This window comes from Ramlibacter sp. P4_H7 (assembly GCF_056400765.1).
The window spans coordinates 1-21187 of record NZ_JBFUKP010000021.1 but is presented as its reverse complement, the minus strand read 5'-3'; the positions used below and the strand labels follow the sequence as shown (position 1 = coordinate 21187).

At 68.0% G+C, this 21187-nt stretch carries 21 protein-coding genes; 13 read left to right on the top strand and 8 right to left on the bottom strand.

The features are described 5' to 3' along the window. Positions 1–97 precede the first annotated feature (97 nt). Positions 98–274: a hypothetical protein gene (locus tag AC1DSA_RS21890; protein WP_477893009.1), complete on the top strand. Its 177-nt coding sequence runs from the start codon at positions 98–100 to the stop codon at positions 272–274. Positions 275–336: 62 nt separating this feature from the next. Here AC1DSA_RS21890 and AC1DSA_RS21885 read toward each other — a convergent pair whose 3' ends face one another. The 6 genes from AC1DSA_RS21885 to AC1DSA_RS21860 all read right to left on the bottom strand — a co-directional run bounded on the left by AC1DSA_RS21885 (position 337) and on the right by AC1DSA_RS21860 (position 6482). Beyond that, positions 337–513, bottom strand: coding sequence for a hypothetical protein (locus AC1DSA_RS21885; protein ID WP_477893008.1), 177 nt, complete (start codon positions 511–513; stop codon positions 337–339). A 115-nt stretch (positions 514–628) separates the two neighbouring features. Then, positions 629–2854: a TRAP transporter permease gene (locus AC1DSA_RS21880; RefSeq protein ID WP_477893007.1), complete on the bottom strand. Its 2226-nt coding sequence runs from the start codon at positions 2852–2854 to the stop codon at positions 629–631. A 63-nt stretch (positions 2855–2917) separates the two neighbouring features. Continuing rightward, positions 2918–3871, bottom strand: a complete 954-nt coding sequence (locus tag AC1DSA_RS21875; protein WP_477893006.1) for a TAXI family TRAP transporter solute-binding subunit — start codon at positions 3869–3871, stop codon at positions 2918–2920. A 92-nt stretch (positions 3872–3963) separates the two neighbouring features. Continuing rightward, positions 3964–4398, bottom strand: a complete 435-nt coding sequence (locus tag AC1DSA_RS21870) for an RNA-binding S4 domain-containing protein (protein ID WP_477893005.1) — start codon at positions 4396–4398, stop codon at positions 3964–3966. Then, positions 4399–5811, bottom strand: a complete 1413-nt coding sequence (locus tag AC1DSA_RS21865; RefSeq protein ID WP_477893004.1) for a sensor histidine kinase — start codon at positions 5809–5811, stop codon at positions 4399–4401. Then, complete coding sequence (locus AC1DSA_RS21860; RefSeq protein WP_477893003.1) at positions 5808–6482, bottom strand: response regulator transcription factor; 675 nt, start codon at positions 6480–6482, stop codon at positions 5808–5810. The genes AC1DSA_RS21865 and AC1DSA_RS21860 overlap by 4 nt, the downstream gene beginning before the upstream one ends. A gap of 109 nt (positions 6483–6591) precedes the next feature. Between AC1DSA_RS21860 and AC1DSA_RS21855 the strand changes: the two genes are divergently transcribed. The 11 genes from AC1DSA_RS21855 to AC1DSA_RS21805 all read left to right on the top strand — a co-directional run bounded on the left by AC1DSA_RS21855 (position 6592) and on the right by AC1DSA_RS21805 (position 19127). Further along, complete coding sequence (locus AC1DSA_RS21855; protein WP_477893002.1) at positions 6592–7551, top strand: Bug family tripartite tricarboxylate transporter substrate binding protein; 960 nt, start codon at positions 6592–6594, stop codon at positions 7549–7551. Between the two features lie 72 nt (positions 7552–7623). After that, positions 7624–8133, top strand: a complete 510-nt coding sequence (locus AC1DSA_RS21850) for a tripartite tricarboxylate transporter TctB family protein (RefSeq protein WP_477893001.1) — start codon at positions 7624–7626, stop codon at positions 8131–8133. Between the two features lies 1 nt (position 8134). After that, positions 8135–9667, top strand: a complete 1533-nt coding sequence (locus tag AC1DSA_RS21845; RefSeq protein WP_477893000.1) for a tripartite tricarboxylate transporter permease — start codon at positions 8135–8137, stop codon at positions 9665–9667. 75 nt (positions 9668–9742) lie between these two features. After that, entirely contained in the window at positions 9743–11194 is a 1452-nt protein-coding gene (locus AC1DSA_RS21840) for a sigma-54 interaction domain-containing protein (RefSeq protein WP_477892999.1), read from the top strand. A gap of 163 nt (positions 11195–11357) precedes the next feature. Further along, positions 11358–12554, top strand: a complete 1197-nt coding sequence (locus AC1DSA_RS21835) for a substrate-binding domain-containing protein (RefSeq protein ID WP_477892998.1) — start codon at positions 11358–11360, stop codon at positions 12552–12554. 114 nt (positions 12555–12668) lie between these two features. Next, positions 12669–13445, top strand: coding sequence for an ABC transporter ATP-binding protein (locus tag AC1DSA_RS21830; protein WP_477892997.1), 777 nt, complete (start codon positions 12669–12671; stop codon positions 13443–13445). A gap of 112 nt (positions 13446–13557) precedes the next feature. Continuing rightward, the gene (locus tag AC1DSA_RS21825) at positions 13558–14283 is read left to right on the top strand and encodes an ABC transporter ATP-binding protein (RefSeq protein WP_477892996.1); all 726 of its coding nucleotides are present in this window, start codon (positions 13558–13560) and stop codon (positions 14281–14283) included. Next, on the top strand, positions 14280–15260 hold the full coding sequence (locus AC1DSA_RS21820) for a branched-chain amino acid ABC transporter permease (RefSeq protein ID WP_477892995.1): 981 nt from the start codon (positions 14280–14282) through the stop codon (positions 15258–15260). The genes AC1DSA_RS21825 and AC1DSA_RS21820 overlap by 4 nt, the downstream gene beginning before the upstream one ends. 4 nt (positions 15261–15264) lie before the next feature. Next, positions 15265–16401 carry a branched-chain amino acid ABC transporter permease gene (locus AC1DSA_RS21815; RefSeq protein WP_477892994.1) on the top strand — a complete coding sequence of 379 codons (1137 nt, stop codon included), beginning with the start codon at positions 15265–15267 and terminating at the stop codon, positions 16399–16401. A gap of 59 nt (positions 16402–16460) precedes the next feature. Then, positions 16461–18203, top strand: coding sequence for a carboxylesterase/lipase family protein (locus AC1DSA_RS21810; RefSeq protein ID WP_477893147.1), 1743 nt, complete (start codon positions 16461–16463; stop codon positions 18201–18203). A 24-nt stretch (positions 18204–18227) separates the two neighbouring features. Next, positions 18228–19127 carry an alpha/beta fold hydrolase gene (locus AC1DSA_RS21805; RefSeq protein ID WP_477892993.1) on the top strand — a complete coding sequence of 300 codons (900 nt, stop codon included), beginning with the start codon at positions 18228–18230 and terminating at the stop codon, positions 19125–19127. Here AC1DSA_RS21805 and hemH read toward each other — a convergent pair. Next, positions 19124–20227, bottom strand: a complete 1104-nt coding sequence (gene hemH, locus AC1DSA_RS21800; protein ID WP_477892992.1) for a ferrochelatase — start codon at positions 20225–20227, stop codon at positions 19124–19126. The two genes, AC1DSA_RS21805 and hemH, sit on opposite strands and share 4 nt — an antisense overlap. Before the next feature lie 17 nt (positions 20228–20244). Between hemH and AC1DSA_RS21795 the strand changes: the two genes are divergently transcribed. Continuing rightward, positions 20245–20937: an HAD family hydrolase gene (locus AC1DSA_RS21795; RefSeq protein WP_477892991.1), complete on the top strand. Its 693-nt coding sequence runs from the start codon at positions 20245–20247 to the stop codon at positions 20935–20937. Here AC1DSA_RS21795 and AC1DSA_RS21790 read toward each other — a convergent pair. Continuing rightward, on the bottom strand, positions 20934–21187 hold a 254-nt coding region (locus AC1DSA_RS21790; RefSeq protein WP_477892990.1), incomplete at its 5' end, for an integrase core domain-containing protein. The two genes, AC1DSA_RS21795 and AC1DSA_RS21790, sit on opposite strands and share 4 nt — an antisense overlap.

The following is a 21187-nucleotide window of genomic DNA, read 5'->3' as shown; positions in this document are numbered from 1 at the left end:
CCGCCGGTGGGCCACCCATTGGACCAAGGTCCTATGGCCACCGATCGCGATCCGGCGTATGTAGCATCGGCTTTCCAGTCCGGCTTAAGATGCGCGAATGCCGTCCGACTTCGCCAGCATTCTGCTGCTGGTGGTGACCTCCGCGGTCACTTTCACCATCGCCCGCTTCCTCTCCCGCAACTGGCGCCGCCGGCGGCGGGAGAAGGAGGAGCAAGCGCGCCGCGCCAAGGAAAGCCGGCAGGTCCGGCGAGCGCGCGAGCGGCACGGCAGGTAGCGACGGCCGGGCCCAAAAGAAAAGCCGCCCGAAGGCGGCTTCTCACTCCCAACGCGTCCTTGTTATCGTTGCGCCGCGGGCTTGTCGCCCGCTGTGTTGCGCTCGTTGCGACGATGGTCGCCAGTTGCCCCGGGCTGGCGCGATCCGCCGGCCTGCACGGACAGGCCATAGGAATTCGCCGTCACCGCCAGGATGGCGGGCACCCGCTGCAGGATCGCCACCGTTCTCGTCTCGTTCATCTTTCTGTCCCTGTACTTGCGGTCGCTGCCGCTTGGTCTTGTCTGTGTGACTGCAGTGCGGGAAGTATCGGGGCCGCGCGTTTCGTGCTGTGCCAGCGCGCTGCGCCAGCACAGGTCAGCGGTATCTGACATCCAGCTCGGCTGGAACCACCGCGGCCCCTTGCTGCCGCCGCGCGGCCATCTGCCGCAGCACCACCGGCAGCACGAGGACGGCGCCGGCGATCGTGACCCACAGTCCCGGCGCGATCAGCAGCAGCGCGGCGGCCAGGCAAATCATCTGTTCCCATCGGCGCAACTCGACGAGCATGAAGCGGCTGAGCGCCGCGGCCAGCACCACGATGCCCAGGATGCAGCCGATGAAGGTGATGGCAAAGTCCTGCACCGTGAATCCCTTGGCCACCAGCAGCAGCGAAGGAGAGAACACGAACACGAAGGGGACGAGCGCCTTGGCCAGGCCCAGGCGGAAGGCCGTGTTGCCGGTGCGGAAGGGGTCGCTTCCGGCCATGCCTGCCGCCGCATAGGCCGCCAGCGCCACCGGCGGCGTGATGTCCGCCAGCACTCCGTAGTAGAAGACGAAGAAGTGCGCCACCAGCGGCTGCACGCCCAGCTGCACCAGCGTGGGCGCGGCCACGGTGACCATGATGATGTAGTTCGCCGTGGTGGGGATGCCGCAGCCCATGAGGATGCAGACCAGGGCCGTCATCACCAGGGCGGCGAACAGCGTCAGCGTCTTCATGTCCGCCATGAAGGCCGGGAGCACCGCCGTCAGCCCTTCCGCGATGACCTGCGCCCAGCCCGTGATGATGAAGCTGATCTTGAAGCCGACGCCGGTGAGGGTGACGACGCCGATCACGATGCCCACGGTGGCTGCGGCGGCACCCACCGCCAGCGCGTACTTGGCCCCGGTCTCGAAGGCCTCGACGAGCACGCCGTGGCCGATGCGGCCCGTGATGCCCGCGAGCTTCCAGCCTGCAACCGCCACCAGCACGCCGGCAGCGAACAGTGCGAGCTTCACCTCGTCGCTGCGCACGCCGAGGTCGGCAAACGCGATCACGGCGAGCAGCGCGTGCAGCACGATGAACAACGCCCAGTTCGCGGGTCTGTTGCCGCTGGTGCGCGTGGTCAGCCCGACGATCGCGCAGGACGAGATGCCGGTGAAGGCCGCCAGGTAGGGCGTGCGGCCCGAGACCAGGATGCTGATCAGCAGGAACAGCGGGAGGAGCGTCGGCCAGCGCTGCTTGAGCGATTCGCGCAGCTTGGGCATCTCCTCGTCGGTCAGTCCGCGCAGGCCATACCGCTTGGCCTCGAAGTGCACCTGCATGAACACGCCGAAGAAGTGCATGAAGGCCGGCACCACGGCCGCGGCGATGATGGTCTGGTAAGGGACGTTGAGGAACTCCACCATCAGGAAGGCGGCGGCGCCCAGCACCGGTGGCGTGATCTGGCCACCCGTGGACGAGGCGGCCTCCACCGCGCCGGCAAATTCGCGGCGGTAGCCGACGCGGATCATGGCGGGGATGGTGAGCGAGCCCACGGTCACCGCGTTCGCGACCGAGGAGCCGGACAGCATGCCGAACATCGCCGAGCCGAACACGCTCACCTTGGCGGGCCCGCCGGCATAGCGGCCCGCCACGCTGGCGGCGATGTCCAGGAACAGCTGGCCGAGGCCGATGCGCGTGGCCATCACGCCGAACAGCACGAAGTGGAAGACATAGGTGGCCACCACGCCGACCGCCACGCCGTAGATGCCCTGGCTGGTGAGGTACTGGTGGTTGATCATCTGTGCCCAGGAAGCGCCCGCGTGCTTCAGCAGCCCCGGGAAATAGGGGCCGGCCATCGCGTAGGCCGTGAAGCCGATCGCGATGAGGGGCAGGGGCCAGCCCATGGACCGGCGCGTGGCCTCGAGCAGGGTGAGGAACAGGATCGACCCCATCACCACGTCAAGCGTGCTGGGGTTGCCGACGCGGAAGGCCAGGTCGTCGAACACGTAGGGGATGTACAGCACGCTGAGTGCGCAGGCGATGCCCAGGGCCCAGTCGGACAGGGGCACGCCGCCGGGCGAGTGCCAGCCGGTGGCCACGGGCGAGTCGTAGAACCTGCGCGAGCGTGGGAACACCAGGAAGATCAGTCCCAGGACGAAGGCCAGGTGCACGCCGCGATGCGTCGTTTCGCGCAGCAGGCCGAAACCGGCGGTGTAGTAATGGAACAGCGACAGCGTGATCAGCAGCGCCATCACGATCCAGGTGGCGGGGTGCACCGTGGGGCGGAAGCGCATCTCGGGGTCGAACTTCTCCTCCAGCTCCTGCAGCTTGCGATCGTCCAGGGCGGTCTCCGTGGTCATGCATGTCTCCAAACAAAAACAGGGAGGTGCTGCCTCCCTGCCTGTGCGTGCCGGTGCGCGGCCTTACTTGAGCAGGCCGGCTTCCTTGTAGAACTTCTCGGCGCCGGGGTGGAAGGGAATGCCCACGCCCTGGACCGCGTTCTCCTTGGTGATGAACTTGCCCTTGGCATGGCCGGCCGCCAGCGTCTTCTGCGTGGAGTCCGAGTACATCGCCTTGGTGATCTGGTAGACCGTCTCGGTGTCCAGCTTGGCGCTCGTCACCAGCTGGGCGCCGACCGCCAGCGTCTGGACCGCCGCGACGTCCTTGTAGGTGCCGGCCGCGATGTTGTCGACCGCGAAATACGGGTTCTGCTTGCGCAGCGCGTCGGCCGGGCCGCCGGTGAGCGGCACCAGTTCGATGCCCACGCCGCTGGACGCGAGTTCCGCGATGGCGCCCGCCGGGGCTCCGCCGACGAAGAAGAATGCATCGAGCGAGCCGTCCTTCAGCTTGTCACCCGCCTGGTTGGGCTTGATGTAGTCCGGCCTGATGTCGGTCTCCTTCACGCCCCAGGCCGCCAGCACCATGCGGGCGTTGATCAGCGTGCCGGAGCCGGGCTCGTCCAGCGCGACGCGCTTGCCCTTCAGGTCCGCGACGCTCTTGATCCCGGAACCCTTCTTCACCACCAGGTGGATGCTTTCCGGGTACAGGTTGGCGATCATGCGCAGGTCGGCGACCTTGGGCTTGCCCTCGAAGGCGCCGGTGCCCGTGTAGGCCCAGGTGGCGACGTCGGATTGCGACAGGCCCGCTTCCATGGAACCGCCCGCGATCGCATTCACGTTCGCCAGCGAGCCGTTGCTGGCCTGCGCGGTGGCGATGATCTTGCCCGGCTGCGACACGGCGTTGGCGATCATGCCGCCGACGGGATAGTAGGTGCCGGCGGTGCCGCCGGTGCCGATGCGGAAGAACTGCTGCGCGTGCGCGGTGCCGGCGAAGACCAGCACGGCGGCCGTGGCCGCGGCCCATTTGCGAATGCCCATCTGGATACTCCTCTTGTCGACGGTTCGGCAAAGCAGGAAGTAGACCACCCCACACGGGTGTCGTCGCCTAGTGGAAGCACCAAGGCTGGGCGCTACTTTCGGTGCGATCCCTCGTCGTCGACCGACGCACTCCAGCGGTCGCCCCAGCCCTGGCGCTGTGCTTCGTCGAGCTCGCGGCGGCCGCGCTTCGTGGGACGGCCATGCTCGATGGCGAGCGCGGGTTCACGCGCGTAACGGCGCTGCTCCGCCGCCTGCTGGCGATCGTGCAGGCTCTCCGGCGTTTCTTCATAGAGTTGCTGGGCCACCGGGGCGGGGCCGCGCACGCCCGACACGCCCTTGACCAGCACGGTGCGCGTGAGGCCTTCACGGCGCAGGGAGACGGTGTCGCCCACCTTCACCTCGCGGGCCGGCTTCACCTCCTGGCCATTGATGCTCACGCGGCCCTTGTCGATCTCATCCGTCGCGAGGCTGCGCGTCTTGTAGAAGCGCGCGGCCCACAGCCATTTGTCGATTCGCAACCGGTCCATTCAGGCCCGATTCTCCGCCAGCGGGAGCCTCACGGTCGCATCCAGTCCGGCGATGCGGCGGTCCTTTTCACGGTTTTCCAGCTCGATGGTCCCGCCGAGCGCCCGGACGATCTCATGGCAGATCGCCAAGCCCAGCCCGGAGCCGCTGCGCACGTCGCCCGCGGAGAACGGCTGGAACAGCCGGGCCTGAAGCTCGGCCGTCACGCCAGGGCCGCTGTCGCTCACCACCAGCGCCGCAGTGTTGCCGTCGGTGAGCACCCGGATGCTGAGCGCACCCCCGGGTGGCGTGTGCTTGATCGCGTTGTGCAGCAGGTTGCGCGACAGCTCGCGCAGCATCCACTCGTGCGCCTGCACCGGTGCGGGCCGGGTGTCGATGTCGAATTCGATGTCCTTGTCCGCGACCAGGGGCGCGAGTTCCAGCGCCATGGCACGCACCGCCTCGGACAGGTCGTTGACTTGCGCGTCGGCCTGCTCGCGCAACTGTTCCACCTTCGCCAGCGACAGCATCTGGTTGGCCAGCACGGTCGCGCGCTCCACCGTCTCGTTGATCTCCTGCAGCGCCTGGCGCGGCTCGACGTCGCCCCGCAACGCGGACTGCACCTGCGCCTTGAGCACGGCGAGCGGCGTACGCAGCTGGTGCGAGGTGTCGCGCACGAAGCGCTTCTGGTTTTCCAGCAGGTGGTCCAGCCGCGCCATCACCTCGTTGGTGGCATCGACCAGGGGCGCGAGTTCGCGCGGTGCATCCTGCGCCGGCAGCGGCGTGAGGTCTCCCTCGCGGCGGGCCTGCAGCGTCGTGCTGAGCCGGCGCACCGGCCGGGTCGCACCTTGCACCACGACCAGCACCACCAGCGCGATCACCGCCACCAGCAGGGCCTGCTGCCAGAGGAAGTCGATCAGGATGCGGCGGGTGAGCCGGCGGCGCAGTTCCAGCGTCTCCGCCACCTGGATCACGGCCATGCCGCGGCCGCTGGGGCTGGCCACCGGCTGCAGCAGCACTGCGACGCGCACCTGGCTGTCGCGAAAGCTCGTGTCGTAGAAGTCCACCAGCGCCGCATACGGCGGCTGCGGGGCGATGTTTCCTTGCGAGAACGGCAGGTCCTCGAAGCCGGACACCAATTGCCCGCGCAGGCTGGACACCCGGTAATACATGCGCGTCTGCACGTCGGCCTCGAAGGCTTCCAGCGCGGAGTACGGAACGGTCGCGCGCAGCACGGCCTGGTCGTCGTAGCCCTGAACGTCCAGTTGCTCGCCGATGGATTTCGCCGAAGCCAGCAGCGTGCGGTCGTAGGCGGTGTTCACCGCCTGCAGCGTCTTGCGGTACAGCGTGAAGGCATTGAGTGCCACCACGACGCCGATCGGGACCAGGATGCCCGCGAGCAGGTAGCTGCGCAGCGAGATGGAGCGCAAGCTCATTCGCCGGCTTTGAGCAGGTAGCCCAGCCCGCGCAGCGTCACCAGCTTCACGCCGGTGGCGGCGAGCTTCTTGCGCAGCCGGTAGACCACCACCTCGATCGCTTCGTACTGCACGTCGGTCTCGCCCGGAAAGACGGTTTCGAACAGGCGTTCCTTGGGAACAGCATGGCCCGGACGCGCCAGCAGGGCCTGGAGCAGCGCAGATTCGCGCGGCGCGAGTTCCAGGATTTGCTCGCGCCAGTAAATGACGCCGCTCTCGCGATCCCAGTGCAGGCCGCCGATGCCCGGCTCGGCGGCCGCGCGGCTGTGGGGCGCGCGCCTGCGGTGCAGCGCGCGCAGCCTCGCCTCCAGCTCATCCAGGTCGAAGGGCTTGGGCAGGTAGTCATCCGCCCCGGCGTTGAGGCCGAGGATGCGGTCGCCCACGGTGCCGCGGGCGGTGAGGATCAGCACGGGGGTCGCGAGTCCGCTGCGCCGCGCTTCCTCCAGCACCAGCAGCCCGTCCATGCCGGGCAGGGTGAGGTCGAGCATGACCACGTCGGGAGGCGCGAGCTTCCACTGGGCTAGGGCATCGCGGCCGTCGCTGCACAGCTGGACTTCCATGCCCCGGTTCTGCAGGGTGCGCTTGAGCGCCGTCTGCATCGACGGGTCGTCTTCCACCAGCAGCAGCTTCATGCCCGCGACCATAACCGGGCGGCACATTAGCACTTTCCCTAATGCCTCCGGACAGCCGAATGACAGCCGCGGGCTTCACCATAGTCAGCTTCCATTCAGGAGACAAGAAATGCGTCGTGACCAGTTTCTCAAGGGCATGGCCGCCCTCGCCGCGGCCGGTGCGCTGCCGCTGTCGGCCCGCGCTGCCGCCAACGTCAAGATGATGATTCCCGCCAACCCCGGCGGCGGCTGGGACACCACCGGCCGCGCCCTGGGCAAGGCCTTGACCGATGCCAAGGTGGCCGACAGCGTCACCTACGACAACAAGGGCGGCGCCGCCGGCGCGCTGGGCCTGGCACAGTTCGTCAACGGCAGCAAGGGCGACCCGAACGCCATGATGGTGATGGGCGCCGTGATGCTGGGCGGGATCATCACCGGCAAGCCGCCGGTGGACCTCAAGCAGGCCACGCCCATCGCGCGCCTCACCAGCGAATACAACGTCTACGTGCTGCCCGCCAACTCCCCCTTCAAGACGATGGCCGACGTGGTCGCCCAGCTGAAGAAGGACCCCGGCAGCGTCAAGTGGGGTGGCGGCTCGCGGGGTTCCACGGAACACATCGCCGCGGCCATGCTCGCGCGTGAAGTGGGCGTGGATCCCGCCAAGATCAACTACGTGGCCTTCCGCGGAGGCGGTGAGGCCACGGCGGCCATCCTGGGCGGCAACGTCACGGTGGGCGGCAGCGGCTACAGCGAGTTCGCGGAATACATCAAGACCGGCAAGATGAAGGCGATCGCCGTCACCTCGCCCCAGCGCCTGAAGGGCATCGACGTCCCGACGCTGAAGGAACAGGGCATCAACGTCGAGCTGGGCAACTGGCGCGGCGTCTACGGCGCGCCAGGCATCAACGCCGAACAGCGCAAGGCACTGACGGACATGGTCATGAAGGCCATCAAGACGAAGTCGTGGGCCGAAGCCATGGAGAAGAACGACTGGACGCCCGCCGTGCTGGCCGGTGCCGACTTCGACAAGTTCGTCGACGACGAATTCGCCAAGCTGCGCGCGACCATGGCCAAGGCCGGCATGATCTGACGGCCTGACGTCAGCAGTACGCGCCCGGCTTGCCGGGCGCTTCTCTTTCCCGGGGCCTGTGGAGGGCAGAACATGACACAACCATCTTCCCAGCGCACGGTGCAGACGCTCGTGGGCGCCTTCGTGGCGCTCGTCGGGCTCGGTCTGGCCGTGGGCGCACTGACGATCCCCGGCGAGGCCGGCTATGGCGGTGTCGGTCCGAACTTCCTGCCCTGGCTCGTGGCCACCGTCCTCCTGGTGTGCGGCGTGCTGATCGTGCGCGAGGCGGTGACCGGCGGCTTTCGCGACATGGCCGAGCCTTCGGGTGCGCCGCAAGCCTGGTGGCCCGGACTGGTCTGGGTGTCGGCCGGCCTGCTGGCCAATGCGGCGCTGATCACCACGATCGGCTTCATCCTCAGCTGCACGCTGTGCTACCTGCTGGCGGTGCAGGGCCTGCGCCGCGCGCAGGGACAGGCGATGGGCGCGGGCAGCATCGGCATCGACGCCGTGACCGGCGCACTGATCGCCGCGCCGGTGTTCTGGACCTTCACCAAGTTCCTCGCCATCAACCTGCCCGGGCTGACGCCCACCGGCTGGATCTGACATGGACATCTTCGCCTCCCTCCTGCACGGCTTCGCGACGGCGATCAGCCCCATCAACCTGCTGTGGGCCTTCGTCGGCTGCGTGCTGGGCACGGCCGTCGGCGTGCTGCCCGGCATCGGCCCCGCGGTGGCCGTGGCCATGCTGCTGCCGATCACGGCCAAGGTGGACATCACCGCGTCCATGATCTTCTTCGCCGGCATCTACTACGGTGCGATGTACGGCGGCTCGACGACGTCCATCCTGCTGAACACGCCCGGCGAGACCGCGTCCATGGTCACGGCCATGGAAGGCAACAAGATGGCCAAGAGCGGCCGCGCGGGCGCCGCGCTCGCCACCGCCGCCATCGGCTCGTTCGTGGCCGGGACCATCGCCACGGTGATCGTCACGCTGTTCGCGCCGACGGTGGCCGACTTCGCGGTGAAACTGGGTCCTCCCGAGTACTTCCTGCTGATGGTGCTCGCCTTCACGACCGTGAGCGCGGTGCTGGGGCAGAGCACGCTGCGCGGCATGACCGCGCTGTTCCTCGGCCTGGCGCTGGGCCTGGTGGGCATGGACCAGATTTCCGGCCAGGCGCGCTACACGGGCGGCGTGCCGGAACTGCTCGATGGCATCGAGATCGTGCTGGTGGCCGTGGGCCTGTTCGCGGTCGCCGAGGTCCTGTACTTCGCGATGTACGAAGGCAAGGTCGAGGAAACGCAGAACCGGATGAGCCGGGTCTACATGTCCAAGCGCGACTGGGCCCGCTCGGTCCCGGCCTGGCTGCGTGCGACCGCGATCGGCGCGCCGTTCGGCTGCATCCCGGCCGGCGGCACGGAGATCCCGACTTTCCTGTCCTACGCCGTGGAGAAGAAGCTGGCGAAGGGCGCGGACAAGGAGGAGTTCGGCAACGCCGGAGCCATCGAGGGCGTGGCCGGTCCCGAGGCGGCGAACAACGCCACCGTCACCACCGCGCTGATCCCGCTGCTGACCCTGGGCATCCCGACCTCCAACACCACCGCCATCCTGCTGGGTGCCTTCCAGAACTACGGCATCCAGCCGGGCCCGCAGCTGTTCACCACTTCGGCGGCGCTGGTGTGGGCGCTGATCGCCTCGCTGTACATCGGCAACGTGATGCTGCTGATCCTGAACCTGCCGCTGGTGAAGCTGTGGGTGCAGCTGCTGAAGATCCCCAAGCCGCAGCTGTATGCCGGCATCCTGATCTTCGCGACGGTGGGCGCGTACGGCATGCGCCAGAGCGCCTTCGACCTGGTGCTGCTGTGGGCCATCGGGCTGGTCGGCGTGGTCATGCGGCGCTTCGACTTTCCCACGGCGCCCGTGGTCGTGGGCATGATCCTGGGGCCGCTGGCCGAGGCGCAGCTGCGCAACGCAGTCTCCATCGGCGAGGGCAGTCCCCGCGTCTTCTTCGAGCGCCCGATGTCGATCACCCTGATCGTCGTCATCGTGGCGGTGCTGGCCTTGCCGCGCCTTTACAAGTTCGTCCAGGCCCGCCGCCGCGGCGCGGGGACCTTGCCGCACGGCGGCGTGGAAACCTGAAGCGGCGCAGCGTTCCGGGTCAATCCCGGGGATGATCCGGGTGGCGCAGGAGGATGGCGGCGCTACCATCGCCGCATGAAGTCCGACGCCTCGCTGCCGCTCGACGGCCAGCGCATCCTGGAGCTGGCCGCGCGCTCCATGTTCGACCTGTTCGCCAACGCCAGCGAAGGCATGCTGCTGGTGGACCGCAACGCGCGCGTCGTCTGGATCAACGACCAGTACCGCCGCTTCCTGCCCGCGCTGGGCTACGAGCGGGAGGAGGACTTCGTGGGCCATCCGGTCTCCGAGGTCGTGCAGAACACGCAGATGCACCGGGTGCTGGAGACCGGCAAGCCCATCCTGATCGACCTGCTGTCCAACAAGGCGGGCACCTTCGGCGTGAGCCGCATCCCCCTGCGCGACGAACAGGGCAAGGTGATCGGCGCGCTGGGCATCGTGCTGTTCGACCATCCCGAGACCAACCTGCAACCGCTGATCCACAAGTTCGCGAACCTGCAGCGCGACCTGGACGATGCCCGCCGCGAGCTCGCAACGCAGCGCCGCAGCAAGTACACCCTGGCCAGCTTCGTCGGCGGCAGCCCGGCGGCGGTGGAAGTGAAGCGGCAGGCGCGCAAGGCGGCGCAGTCGTCGAGCCCGGTGCTGCTGCTGGGGGAAACGGGCACCGGCAAGGAACTGCTGGCCCACGCGACGCATGCGGCCTCGGCGCGCTCGCGCGGCCCTTTCGTCAGCGTCAACATCGCTGCCGTGCCGGACACGCTGCTGGAGGCGGAGTTCTTCGGAGTGGCCCCCGGCGCCTACACCGGCGCCGACCGCAAGGGCCGCTCCGGCAAGTTCAAGCTGGCGGACGGCGGCACCCTGTTCCTCGACGAGATCGGCGACATGCCGCTGGCGCTGCAGCCCAAGCTCCTGCGGGCGCTGCAGGAAGGCGAGATCGAGCCGCTGGGATCCAACAAGGTGGTGCCGTTCGATGCGCGGGTGATTGCCGCCACCTCGCGCGACCTGGCGGCGCTGGTGCGGGAAGGCCGCTTCCGCGAAGACCTGTACTACCGCCTGAACGTGTTGCCGATCAAGGTGCCGCCGCTGCGCGAACGGCGCGGGGACATTCCGGCGCTGGTCGAGGTGCTGGTGGAGGACATCGCCATCCGCAACGGCACCGCACCGTTCGAGGTGGGTGCCGACGCACTGGCCATGCTCTCGTCGCAGCGCTGGCGCGGCAACATCCGCGAGCTGCGCAACGTGCTGGAGCAGGCGGCCATGCGCACCGACTCCCGGCACATCGACGAAAGCCTGCTGGAAGAAGTGCTGCGCGAGGCCGGCATCGAGCGGATGCCGTCGGCGCCGCCTCCGCAGCAACGCGCCGCGCGCAGCCGCGATGCCCTGCGGCCGCTGGCGGAGCAGGTCGCGGAGGTCGAGCGCTCCGCGATCCAGGCGGCGCTGGAGGCCACCGGCGGCAACAAGCTGGCGGCGGCCCGCCTGCTGGGAATCTCCCGGGCCAAGCTGTACGAGCGCCTCGAGCTGACTGCCTGAAAATCAGACATCTGCCTGGAAATCAGGCAGCTTGAGTTGTCTGAAAGCCGGGCATTCCATCACGGTCGCTCATAAAACTCCTTGTCCCACAAGGACTTGCACGCTGGCATGGGACGTGCAACTGGGAGGCGTTCCCCCCCCGAAAATTCAGGAGACACGAAGCATGCAACGACGCACCTGGGTCGCGCTCGCCGCGACCGCAGCCGCCGCACTGACCGCCCCCCTGGCGTGGGCGCAGTCCAAGGAAATCCGGATCGCGCACATCTACAGCCGCACCGGCCCGCTGGAGGCGTACGGCAAGCAGACGCAGACCGGACTGATGATGGGGCTGGAGTACGCCACCGGCGGCACGATGGCCGTCAACGGCCGCAAGATCGTCCTGATCGAGAAGGACGACCAAGGCAAGCCCGACCTGGGCAAGTCGCTGCTGGCGACCGCGTATGCCGACGACAAGGTGGACCTGGCGATCGGCCCGACTTCCTCCGGCGTGGCCCTGGCGATGCTGCCGGTCGCCGAGGAATACAAGAAGATCCTGCTGGTCGAACCTGCGGTGGCGGACTCCATCACCGGCGACAAGTGGAACAAGTACGTCTTCCGCACCGGCCGCAACAGCTCGCAGGACGCGATCTCCAACGCCGTGGCGATGGACAAGGCCGGCACCTCGGTCGTCACCCTGGCGCAAGACTATGCGTTCGGCCGCGACGGCGTGAAGGCCTTCAAGGACGCCCTGAAGAACGCCAAGATCGTCCATGAGGAATACCTGCCGCAGACGACGACCGACTTCACCGCCGGCATCCAGCGCATCGTCGACAAGCTGAAGGACCAGCCGGGGCGCAAGGCGATCGAGGTGATCTGGGCCGGCGGCACGCCGCCGTTCAATGCGCTCGCCGCGCAGAACCTCAAGCAGCGCTACAACATCGACGTCTTCACCGGCGGCAACATCCTGCCGGCCATGGCCTCGTACAAGAACTTCCCCGGCATGGAAGGCGCCACGTACTACTACTTCGGCATCCCGAAGAATCCGGTGAACGAGGCGATGGTCGCCCAGCACTACAAGCAGTTCAAGAGCCCGCCGGACTTCTTCACGGCCGGCGGCTTCTCCGCGGCGATGGCGCTGGTGACCGCGCTGAAGAAGACCAATGGCGACACGAACAGCGACAAGCTGATCACCGCCATGGAGGGCATGTCCTTCGACTCGCCCAAGGGCAAGATGACCTTCCGCAAGGAGGACCACCAGGCCATGCAGAGCATGTACCACTTCAGAATCAAGGTGGATCCGGCGTTCGCCTGGGGCGTGCCGGAACTGGTGCACGAGATCAAGCCTGAGGAAATGCAGGTCCCGATCCGCAACAAGCGGTGACGCTGGCGCGGAGGTGAAAACGAGGCGGCGACCGCCGCCTCGTCCTTCGACGGATTTCAATGGGAGCAGGCTGCGCGGAAGGCGCGGCCCGGCTTCGTTCACCCTGCCAAAGCCATGAGCCAACTCGCCACGCACGACTTGACGGTCCGCTTCGGCGGTCACGTCGCCGTCAACGGCGTCACCTGCTCCTTCGAGCCGGGGACGCTGACGGCCATCGTCGGGCCGAACGGTGCCGGCAAGACGACCTACTTCAACCTGATTTCCGGGCAGCTCAAGGCCACGGCCGGAACCGTGACGCTGGGCGGCCGCGACCTGTCCGGCGCGTCCGCCTCCGAGCGCACGCGGGCGGGACTGGGCCGCGCGTTCCAGCTGACCAACCTGTTTCCCCGCCTCACGGTGCTGGAGAACGTGCGCCTTGCGGTGCAGGCCATGCGCGCGGGTGCCCACCGCCGCGGACTGAACCTGTGGAGCGTCTGGAGCGACCACGCCGGCCTGCTCGCGCGCGCCGACCAGCTGCTGGCCGAGATCGCCCTGAAGGACAAGGAGCACGAGCTCGTGGCCAACCTGCCGCACGGCGACCAGCGCAAGCTGGAAGTGGCGCTGCTGATGGCCCTGGAGCCGCAGGTCTACATGTTCGACGAGCCCACCGCCGGCATGAACCACGCCGAGGCCCCGGTCATCCTCGACCTGATCCGCAAGCTGAAGGCGGACAAGGGCAAGACCATCCTGCTGGTGGAACACAAGATGGACGTGGTGCGCGAGCTCGCCGACCGCATCATCGTGCTGCACAACGGCACGCTGGTCGCGGACGGCGAACCGGCGGACGTGATCGCATCTCCGGTGGTGCAGGAGGCTTACCTGGGCATGGCCGCGCCGAAGGGGGCCGCATGACCGCACTGCACGTCTCCCTCCCCTACCGGGGGAGGGCTGGGGTGGGGGCGGTCCCCGCCTTGGCACGGCGCCCCCATCCCGACCTTCCCCCAGCGGGGGAAGGAGCAAGACCATGACTGCCAATCTCCTTACCCTCTCCGGCGTGCACACGCACATCGGGGCGTACCACATCCTGCATGGCGTGGATCTCGCCGTGCCGCGCGGACGACTCACCATGCTCCTGGGCCGCAACGGCGCCGGCAAGACGACGACGCTGCGCACGATCATGGGGCTGTGGCGCGCGTCGCAGGGCCGCATCGACTTCGACGGCCAGGACATCACGCAGGCGCCGACGCCGCAGATCGCCGGGCTCGGCGTGGCCTACGTGCCGGAGAACATGGGCATCTTCGCCGACCTCACGGTGAAGGAGAACATGGTGCTGGCCGCGCGCGGTGCGCGCAGTGCCGCCCAGATCGACGGAAAGCGGCTGCAGTGGATCTTCTCGCTGTTCCCGGCCGTGGAGAAGTTCTGGAACCACCCGGCCGGCAAGCTCTCGGGCGGGCAGAAGCAGATGCTCGCCGTTTCGCGCGCGATCGTCGAACCGCGCGAGCTGCTGATCATCGACGAACCCAGCAAGGGACTGGCGCCCGCGATCATCAACAACATGATCGACGCCTTCGCGCAGCTGAAGGCCCAGGGCGTGACCATCCTGCTGGTCGAACAGAACATCAGCTTCGCCAAGCGGCTGGGCGACACCGTCGCCGTCATGGACAACGGCGTCGTGGTCCATGCGGGTTCCATGCAGGAACTGGCCGAGGACGAGGAGCTGCAGCACTCGCTGCTGGGGCTGGCGCTATGAACTGGAAGGAAATGGACTGGAAGCCGCTGGCGCTCGTGCCGGTGCTCGCGCTGGTCGTTCTGCCCTTCATCGGCTCGCCGTCCACCTGGCTGACGCTCACGGTGGCGGGCCTGGCGATGGGCATGATCGTCTTCATCATCGCCTCGGGCCTCACGCTGGTGTTCGGCCTGATGGACGTGCTGAACTTCGGCCACGGCGTCTTCATCGCGCTGGGCGCCTTCGTCGCCACCAGCGTGCTGGGCTCGATGGCGGACTACACGGCCTCGGCAAGCCTGTGGATCAACCTGCTCGCGGTGCTGCCGGCGATGGTGGTCGCCATGCTGGTGGCCGGTGCGATCGGCCTCGCCTTCGAGCGCTTCATCGTGCGGCCGGTGTACGGCAACCACCTGAAGCAGATCCTGATCACCATGGGCGGGATGATCATCGGCGAGGAGCTGATCAAGGTCATCTGGGGCCCGCTGCAGATCCCGCTGCCGCTGCCGGAAGGGATGAAGGGCAGCCTGTACCTGGGCGACGCGGCGGTGGAGAAGTACCGCCTGATCGCCGTCGTGGTCGGCGTCCTCGTCTTCGCCATCCTGCTGTGGACGCTGACGCGCACCAAGATCGGCCTGCTGATCCGCGCCGGCGTGCAGGACCGCGAAATGGTGGAGTCGCTGGGCTACCGCATCCGCGTCCTGTTCGTGGGCGTGTTCATGGTGGGCAGCGCGCTGGCCGGACTGGGCGGCGTCATGTGGGGGCTTTACCAGCAGAACGTGGTGCCCCAGATGGGCGCGCAGGTGAACGTGCTGATCTTCATCGTGCTGATCATCGGCGGACTGGGTTCCACCACTGGCGCGCTGGTCGGCGCGCTGCTGGTGGGCCTGATGGCCAACTACACCGGCTTCCTGGTGCCGAAGATGGCGCTGTTCTCCAACATCCTGCTCATGATGGCCATCCTGTTGTGGCGGCCGCAGGGTGTCTATGCCTTCAGCAAGTGATTCCATGCTGACCCGCCTGCTGTCCAACGACCTTCCCCGCAGCCGCGTGCTGGCGGCGATCCTGCTGCTGCTGCTGCTCGCACTGGCGTTCACGCCCTTCCTGTTCCCGGGCGTGAAGGCGCTCAACGTCGGCGCCAAGGTGCTGGTGTTCGTGGTGCTGGTGGCGAGCTTCGATCTCCTGCTCGGCTACACCGGCATCGTCAGTTTCGCGCACACGATGTTCTTCGGCATCGGTGCCTACGGTGTGGCGATCGCCGCCACCCGGATGGGCGCGGGCTGGAGTTCCATCCTGGTGGGAACGCTCGCCGCACTGGCGCTGTCCTTCGTGCTGGCGCTGGCCATCGGCCTGTTCTCGCTGCGTGTGCGAGCGATCTTCTTCTCGATGATCACGCTTGCCTTCGCGGCGGCGTTCCAGACGCTCGCCTCGCAGCTGTCGGACTTCACGGGCGGCGAGGATGGCCTGACCTTCAAGATGCCCGAGCTGCTGTCGCCCAGCCACCAGTTCACCGACGCGCCCCTGTTCGGGGTCTCCCTCGATGGCCGGCTGGCCTGCTACTACCTGCTGTTCGTGCTGGCGCTGGTGCTGTTCCTGGCCATGCTGCGCATCGTCAACTCGCCGTTCGGGCGCGTGTTGCAGGCGATCCGCGAGAACGAGTTCCGCGCCGAGGCCATCGGCTACCGCGTGGTGGTGTACCGCACCATTTCCAGCATCCTGTCGGCCCTGTTCGCCACGCTGGCGGGCGCCATGCTGGCGATCTGGCTGCGCTACAACGGCCCCGACACCACGCTGTCCTTCGAGATCATGCTGGACGTGCTGTTGATCGTCGTGATCGGCGGCATGGGAACCATCTACGGCGCCGCCATCGGCGCCGGCCTGTTCCTGGTCGCGCAGAGTTACCTGCAGGACCTGCTGAAGCTGGCCAGCGAGGCCGTGTCGGGCCTGCCCTGGCTGGCGGCGCTGCTGTCGCCGGACCGCTGGCTGCTGTGGCTGGGCCTGCTGTTCGTCCTGTCCGTCTATTACTTCCCGACCGGGATCGTGGGTCGCCTGCGCGCGCTGCGGTCCCCGGCCTTGCATCGAACGCCTTCCCCCGCCCCGGCTTCCCCGCCGGATTCACCCCAGCCTGCAAGGAGAGTCAGTTGAAAACCAAAGAGACAACGCGATCCGCCCGGTCCTTCGATTCGAAGTGCCGATCGCGGCTCGTGAGCTGCGCGGCCACGGTCGGACTGTTCCTGTCGCTCGCCGCGTGCGGCGGCGGAGGCACCGACGCTTCCGCGAATCTCCAGTCGTCCAATGCGAAGTCCGGCCTGGTGCGAACGACGCACCTGGGCGACGTGCGCGGCGCGCCGGATGCATCCAACACTTTCTCCTGGAAGGGCATCGCGTATGCCAAGCCACCGGTGGACGCGCTGAGGTGGCAGCCACCGCAAGAGCCGGAGCCCTGGACGGCGCAGCGTGCCACCACGGCCTTCGCGCCCGCATGTGCGCAATACGGGCGCATCTACGGTCCCGGCGCGAACAACCGCTATGACGAAACCATAGGCACGACGCTGAACCAGGCGGTCGGCAGCGAGGATTGCCTGTACCTGAACATCTGGCGCCCGCGCGGCTCCGAGCAGAACCTGCCGGTCATCGTCTTCTTCCACGGCGGCAGCAACGTGTCCGGCTACACGGCGGACCCGGTGTACGACGGCGCGGCGCTCGCGAGCACGGCCAACGCGGTGGTGGTCACGGCCAATTTCCGGCTGGGCATCCTGGGCTTCCTCAACCTGCCGCAGTTGCGGACGGGTGACCCGGCAAACGACTCCGGCAACTACACGATGCTGGACAGCATCAAGGCGCTGCAGTTCGTGCAGAAGAATGCCCGCGCCTTCGGAGGCAACCCGGACAACGTCACCATCATGGGACAGTCCGCGGGCGCCATCAACGTGTGGGCGCTGCAGACGTCGCCGCTGATGACGGCGGCGAACCCGAAGCTGTTCCACCGCAACGTGCCGCTGTCCGGCGGCATCTCGCTCGCCAGCAACCTTCCCGCGGGCAGCCTGCCGACACTGAGTCCCGCCTCCACCTACCTGTTGCAGGGCAATGCGCTGCTGCAGAACCTGGTGATCGCGGACGGGCTCGCCACCGATACCGCATCCGCGCTGGCCTACATCGCCACCCAAAGTAACGCCCAGATCGCGGCCTACATGCGCGGCAAGTCGCCTGCGCAGCTGTTCTCCACGCTGCTGACCCGCCTGGCCTTGCTCGGGCTTTCAGGCTCCGGTCCCATCCCGGACGGCACGGTGGTGGCGGCCAACCCGATCAACGCGATCGCCGCGGGCAACTACGTGCACGTGCCGGTCCTGGCCGGTAACGCGCGCGACGAAGGCAAGCTGTTCCCGTCCTTCCTGCCGCTGGTGGGAGGCACCGGCAACGCGCGCCTGGTCACGGACGCGCAGCTGTTCGCCAACCACTTCTCGTACGACCCGAACGCGGCGCCGCAGACGACGGTCGAACAGTGGATCGCCGCCTCCTACCTGCCGGTGAACGCGCCGGTCACGGGGTTCACGGCGCGCGCTGAAAGGCTGAACCAGATCTTCTTCCTCGCCAGCCGGGACAACGTGCTCAATGCGCTCAAGGCGAAGCAGCCGGACGTCTGGTACTACCGCTTCGACTGGGACAAGCAGCCGGCGCCCTGGAACGACATCTACGGTGCCGTGCACGTGATCGACCTGCCGTTCATCTTCGGCAACTTCGGGCCGTCGTTGTTCGGCAATGTGTGGTTCGGCGAGGCCAGCCGGCCCGGGCGCCTGGAGCTCTCTGCCACCGTGATGCAGACGCTTTCCACGTTTGCGCGCAACGGCGATCCCAACAACGCTGCGCTCGGCGTCACCTGGCCGACCTGGCCCGGAAAGCTGGTGTTCGACGCCACTCCCGCCGCGCAGGCGATCCACGTCGAATGACCGGCGGCTGAAGACGAGGACGCCATGGACTTCAGCTCGAACTACGTCACCTGCGCCGGACGTGAGATCCACTTCACCGAGTGGGGCGGCGGCCAGCGCGGGACGGTGATCGCCTGGCATGGCCTGGCGCGCACTGGACGGGACATGGACGAACTGGCGCAGTCGCTGGCCGATCGCTACCGGGTGATCTGCCCGGACACGATAGGCCGCGGCCTCAGCCAGTGGAGCCCGGACCCGGGCAACGAGTACAAGCTGGAGTTCTATGCGCGGCTCGCGGCGGAGCTGTTCGATCGGCTGGGGATCGAGCGCGCGCACTGGGTCGGCACGTCGATGGGCGGGGCGATTGGCACGGTGTGCGCGTCCGGCCTGTTCCAGCCGCAGCTGAAGGCGCGCATCCAGAGCCTGGTCCTCAACGACAACGCGCCGCGGCTGGCCGCCGCGGCCGTGGCGCGCATCCGCTCTTACGCCGGCAATCCACCGGCCTTTGCCACCATGGCGGAACTGGAAGGCTTCTTCCGGCAGGTGTACAAGCCCTACGGCTGGCTCTCGGATGCGCAATGGCGGCGCCTGGCGGAGACCTCCACCCGGCGCTTGCCCGATGGGCGCGTCACGCCGCACTACGACCCGTCCATGGTCCGGCAGTTCACCGACCACCCCGACGACTATGACCTGTGGGAGCACTACGACCGGCTGCGCATCCCCGTGCTGCTGCTGCGCGGTGCCGAATCCGACCTGGTGCTGTCCGACGCGGCCACGGAGATGCTGGCGCGCGGTCCCGGCCCACTGGGGCTGACGCAGGTCGTGGAGGTGCAGGGTTGCGGCCACGCACCAGCGCTGAACGTCCCGGAGCAACTGGACCTGGTGCGGGCCTTCATCGACCAGCACGAGACAGTGGTCGATCCGGCCAGCTCCGTCGCGGCCTAACGCGCCGCGCCGAGCGTTATCGCGCGCTCCTTCTGGGCGGCCAGCGCCTGGGGATCCGGTGCGGCCTGCGTGGGCCATCCCCCCAGGTGCTGCTGCACGATGCCGCCCAGGGCCCGGATCCATTCGGTCTCGTCGTTCAGGCACGGGATGTAGTGGAACGTGCGCCCGCCTGCGGCCAGGAAGGCATCCCGTCCTTCCTGCGCGATTTCCTCCAGGGTTTCCAGGCAGTCGCTGGTGAAGCCGGGGCAGACCACGTCGACGCGCCGCTTGCCGTCGCGCGCCAGCGCCTCCAGGGTCGGCTCGGTGTACGGCTCCAGCCACTTCGCCTTGCCGAAGCGGGACTGGAACGTCAGCGTGTAGTCGGAGGGCGCCAGCTGCAGCCAGTCGGCCAGCAGGCGTGCCGTCTTGCGGCATTCGCAGTGGTACGGGTCGCCCAGGTGCAGGGTGCGTTCGGGGACGCCGTGAAAGCTCATCACCAGGTGGTCGGGCCGGCCGTGTTCGCGCCAGTGGCGCTCGATGCGGTGGGCAAGGGCCTCGATGTACCCGCGGTCGTCGTGGTAGTGGTTCACGAAGCGCAGTTCGGGGACGGCGCGCCGGGTGCGGGTCCACTGCGTGACGGCGTCGATGACGCTGGCCGTCGTCGTGCCGGAGTACTGCGGGTACGCGGAGAGCACCAGGATGCGGTCGGCGCCGGCGTCGGCCAGCGCGCCCAGTTGCGAGGCGATGGAGGGACTGCCATAGCGCATGGCGTAGGCCACGCGCACACGTTGGCCGTGCTCCCCCAGCCAGCCTTGCAGGCGCTTGGCCTGGCGCTCCGTCCACAGCTTCAGAGGTGAGCCTTCGGGCGTCCAGATGGTCCGGTACTTCGCCGCCGATTTCGCCGACCGCAGGGGCAGGATCACTCCGTACAGCAGCGGCAGCCACAGGGCGCGCGGGATCTCCACCACCCGCGGGTCGGCGAGGAACTCCGCCAGGTAGCGGCGCACGGCCGCCGGCGTGGGCGCGTCGGGGGTGCCGAGGTTGCACAGGAGCACGGCGGTGAAGGGGGCCTGCCCATGCTGGTGGGGGCGGGGGACCTGGGAGCTTTCGTTCGCGGGCATGAGGTATTCTCGCCGCCATGCTGGACACGCGGAAAATCAAGGCCGTCTCCATCGACCTGGATGACACGCTGTGGCCGATCTGGCCCACCATCGAACGGGCCGAGAAGGCGCTGCACGACTGGCTGGTCGAACATGCGCCCATGACGGCGGCGCTGTTCTCCAGCCCCGGGGCGCTACGCGAGATCCGCGGTGAAATGACCACGGCGCGGCCCGACCTCAAGCACGACATGAGTGCCCTGCGCCGCGAGTCGATCCGGCTGGCCCTGTACCGCGCCGGCGAGAACCCGCTGCTGGCCGAGGCCGCATTCGACGTGTTCTTCGCGGAGCGCCAGCGCGTCATGCTGTTCGAGGACGCGTTGCCCGCGCTGGAGTTCCTGGCCCGCCGCTACCCGGTCGTCGCGCTGTCCAACGGCAATGCGGACCTTCAGCGCATCGGGCTGGGGCATTACTTCCGCGCCAACGTGAGCGCCCGGGAGTTCGGTGTCGGCAAGCCCGACCCCCGCATCTTCCATGCGGCCGCCGGCGCCGTCGACGCGCTGCCGGAAGAGATGCTGCACATCGGCGACGACGCCACCCTGGATGCGCTGGGCGCCCTCAATGCGGGCATGCAGGCGGCGTGGCTCAATCGCTCGGATGCCTTGTGGCCGCACGAGCAGGAGCCGCAGCTGACGCTCACGCACCTGGGCGAGCTGACCGAGATCTTCGACTAGGTGTGAAGAGTCAAGAGGTTGTTTCTTGACTTGTTGAGTCTGGACATCGGAGCGGCGCCTCCGATGCCCTGATGGGGGCGGTGCCAGTTGTAGTGATGGATCCAGCGATCCAGGGCCGCAGTGCGTTCGCTGGAGTGCCGGTACGCGAAGCCGTAGGCCCACTCCCTGAGGGCGGACTGAATGAACCGTTCGGCCTTGCCGTTCGTTTGCGGCCGGTAGGGGCGAGTGAACTTGTGGCGGACGTCCAGCT

Excerpts from the sequence above, each read along its gene's own strand:
- AC1DSA_RS21890 (WP_477893009.1), top strand. The coding sequence starts at position 98 with ATGCCGTCCGACTTCGCCAGCATTCTGCTGCTGGTGGTGACCTCCGCG.
- AC1DSA_RS21885 (WP_477893008.1), bottom strand. The coding sequence starts at position 513 with ATGAACGAGACGAGAACGGTGGCGATCCTGCAGCGGGTGCCCGCCATC.
- AC1DSA_RS21880 (WP_477893007.1), bottom strand. The coding sequence starts at position 2,854 with ATGACCACGGAGACCGCCCTGGACGATCGCAAGCTGCAGGAGCTGGAG.
- AC1DSA_RS21875 (WP_477893006.1), bottom strand. The coding sequence starts at position 3,871 with ATGGGCATTCGCAAATGGGCCGCGGCCACGGCCGCCGTGCTGGTCTTC.
- AC1DSA_RS21870 (WP_477893005.1), bottom strand. The coding sequence starts at position 4,398 with ATGGACCGGTTGCGAATCGACAAATGGCTGTGGGCCGCGCGCTTCTAC.
- AC1DSA_RS21865 (WP_477893004.1), bottom strand. The coding sequence starts at position 5,811 with ATGAGCTTGCGCTCCATCTCGCTGCGCAGCTACCTGCTCGCGGGCATC.
- AC1DSA_RS21860 (WP_477893003.1), bottom strand. The coding sequence starts at position 6,482 with ATGAAGCTGCTGCTGGTGGAAGACGACCCGTCGATGCAGACGGCGCTC.
- AC1DSA_RS21855 (WP_477893002.1), top strand. The coding sequence starts at position 6,592 with ATGCGTCGTGACCAGTTTCTCAAGGGCATGGCCGCCCTCGCCGCGGCC.
- AC1DSA_RS21850 (WP_477893001.1), top strand. The coding sequence starts at position 7,624 with ATGACACAACCATCTTCCCAGCGCACGGTGCAGACGCTCGTGGGCGCC.
- AC1DSA_RS21845 (WP_477893000.1), top strand. The coding sequence starts at position 8,135 with ATGGACATCTTCGCCTCCCTCCTGCACGGCTTCGCGACGGCGATCAGC.
- AC1DSA_RS21840 (WP_477892999.1), top strand. The coding sequence starts at position 9,743 with ATGAAGTCCGACGCCTCGCTGCCGCTCGACGGCCAGCGCATCCTGGAG.
- AC1DSA_RS21835 (WP_477892998.1), top strand. The coding sequence starts at position 11,358 with ATGCAACGACGCACCTGGGTCGCGCTCGCCGCGACCGCAGCCGCCGCA.
- AC1DSA_RS21830 (WP_477892997.1), top strand. The coding sequence starts at position 12,669 with ATGAGCCAACTCGCCACGCACGACTTGACGGTCCGCTTCGGCGGTCAC.
- AC1DSA_RS21825 (WP_477892996.1), top strand. The coding sequence starts at position 13,558 with ATGACTGCCAATCTCCTTACCCTCTCCGGCGTGCACACGCACATCGGG.
- AC1DSA_RS21820 (WP_477892995.1), top strand. The coding sequence starts at position 14,280 with ATGAACTGGAAGGAAATGGACTGGAAGCCGCTGGCGCTCGTGCCGGTG.
- AC1DSA_RS21815 (WP_477892994.1), top strand. The coding sequence starts at position 15,265 with ATGCTGACCCGCCTGCTGTCCAACGACCTTCCCCGCAGCCGCGTGCTG.
- AC1DSA_RS21805 (WP_477892993.1), top strand. The coding sequence starts at position 18,228 with ATGGACTTCAGCTCGAACTACGTCACCTGCGCCGGACGTGAGATCCAC.
- hemH (WP_477892992.1), bottom strand. The coding sequence starts at position 20,227 with ATGCCCGCGAACGAAAGCTCCCAGGTCCCCCGCCCCCACCAGCATGGG.
- AC1DSA_RS21795 (WP_477892991.1), top strand. The coding sequence starts at position 20,245 with ATGCTGGACACGCGGAAAATCAAGGCCGTCTCCATCGACCTGGATGAC.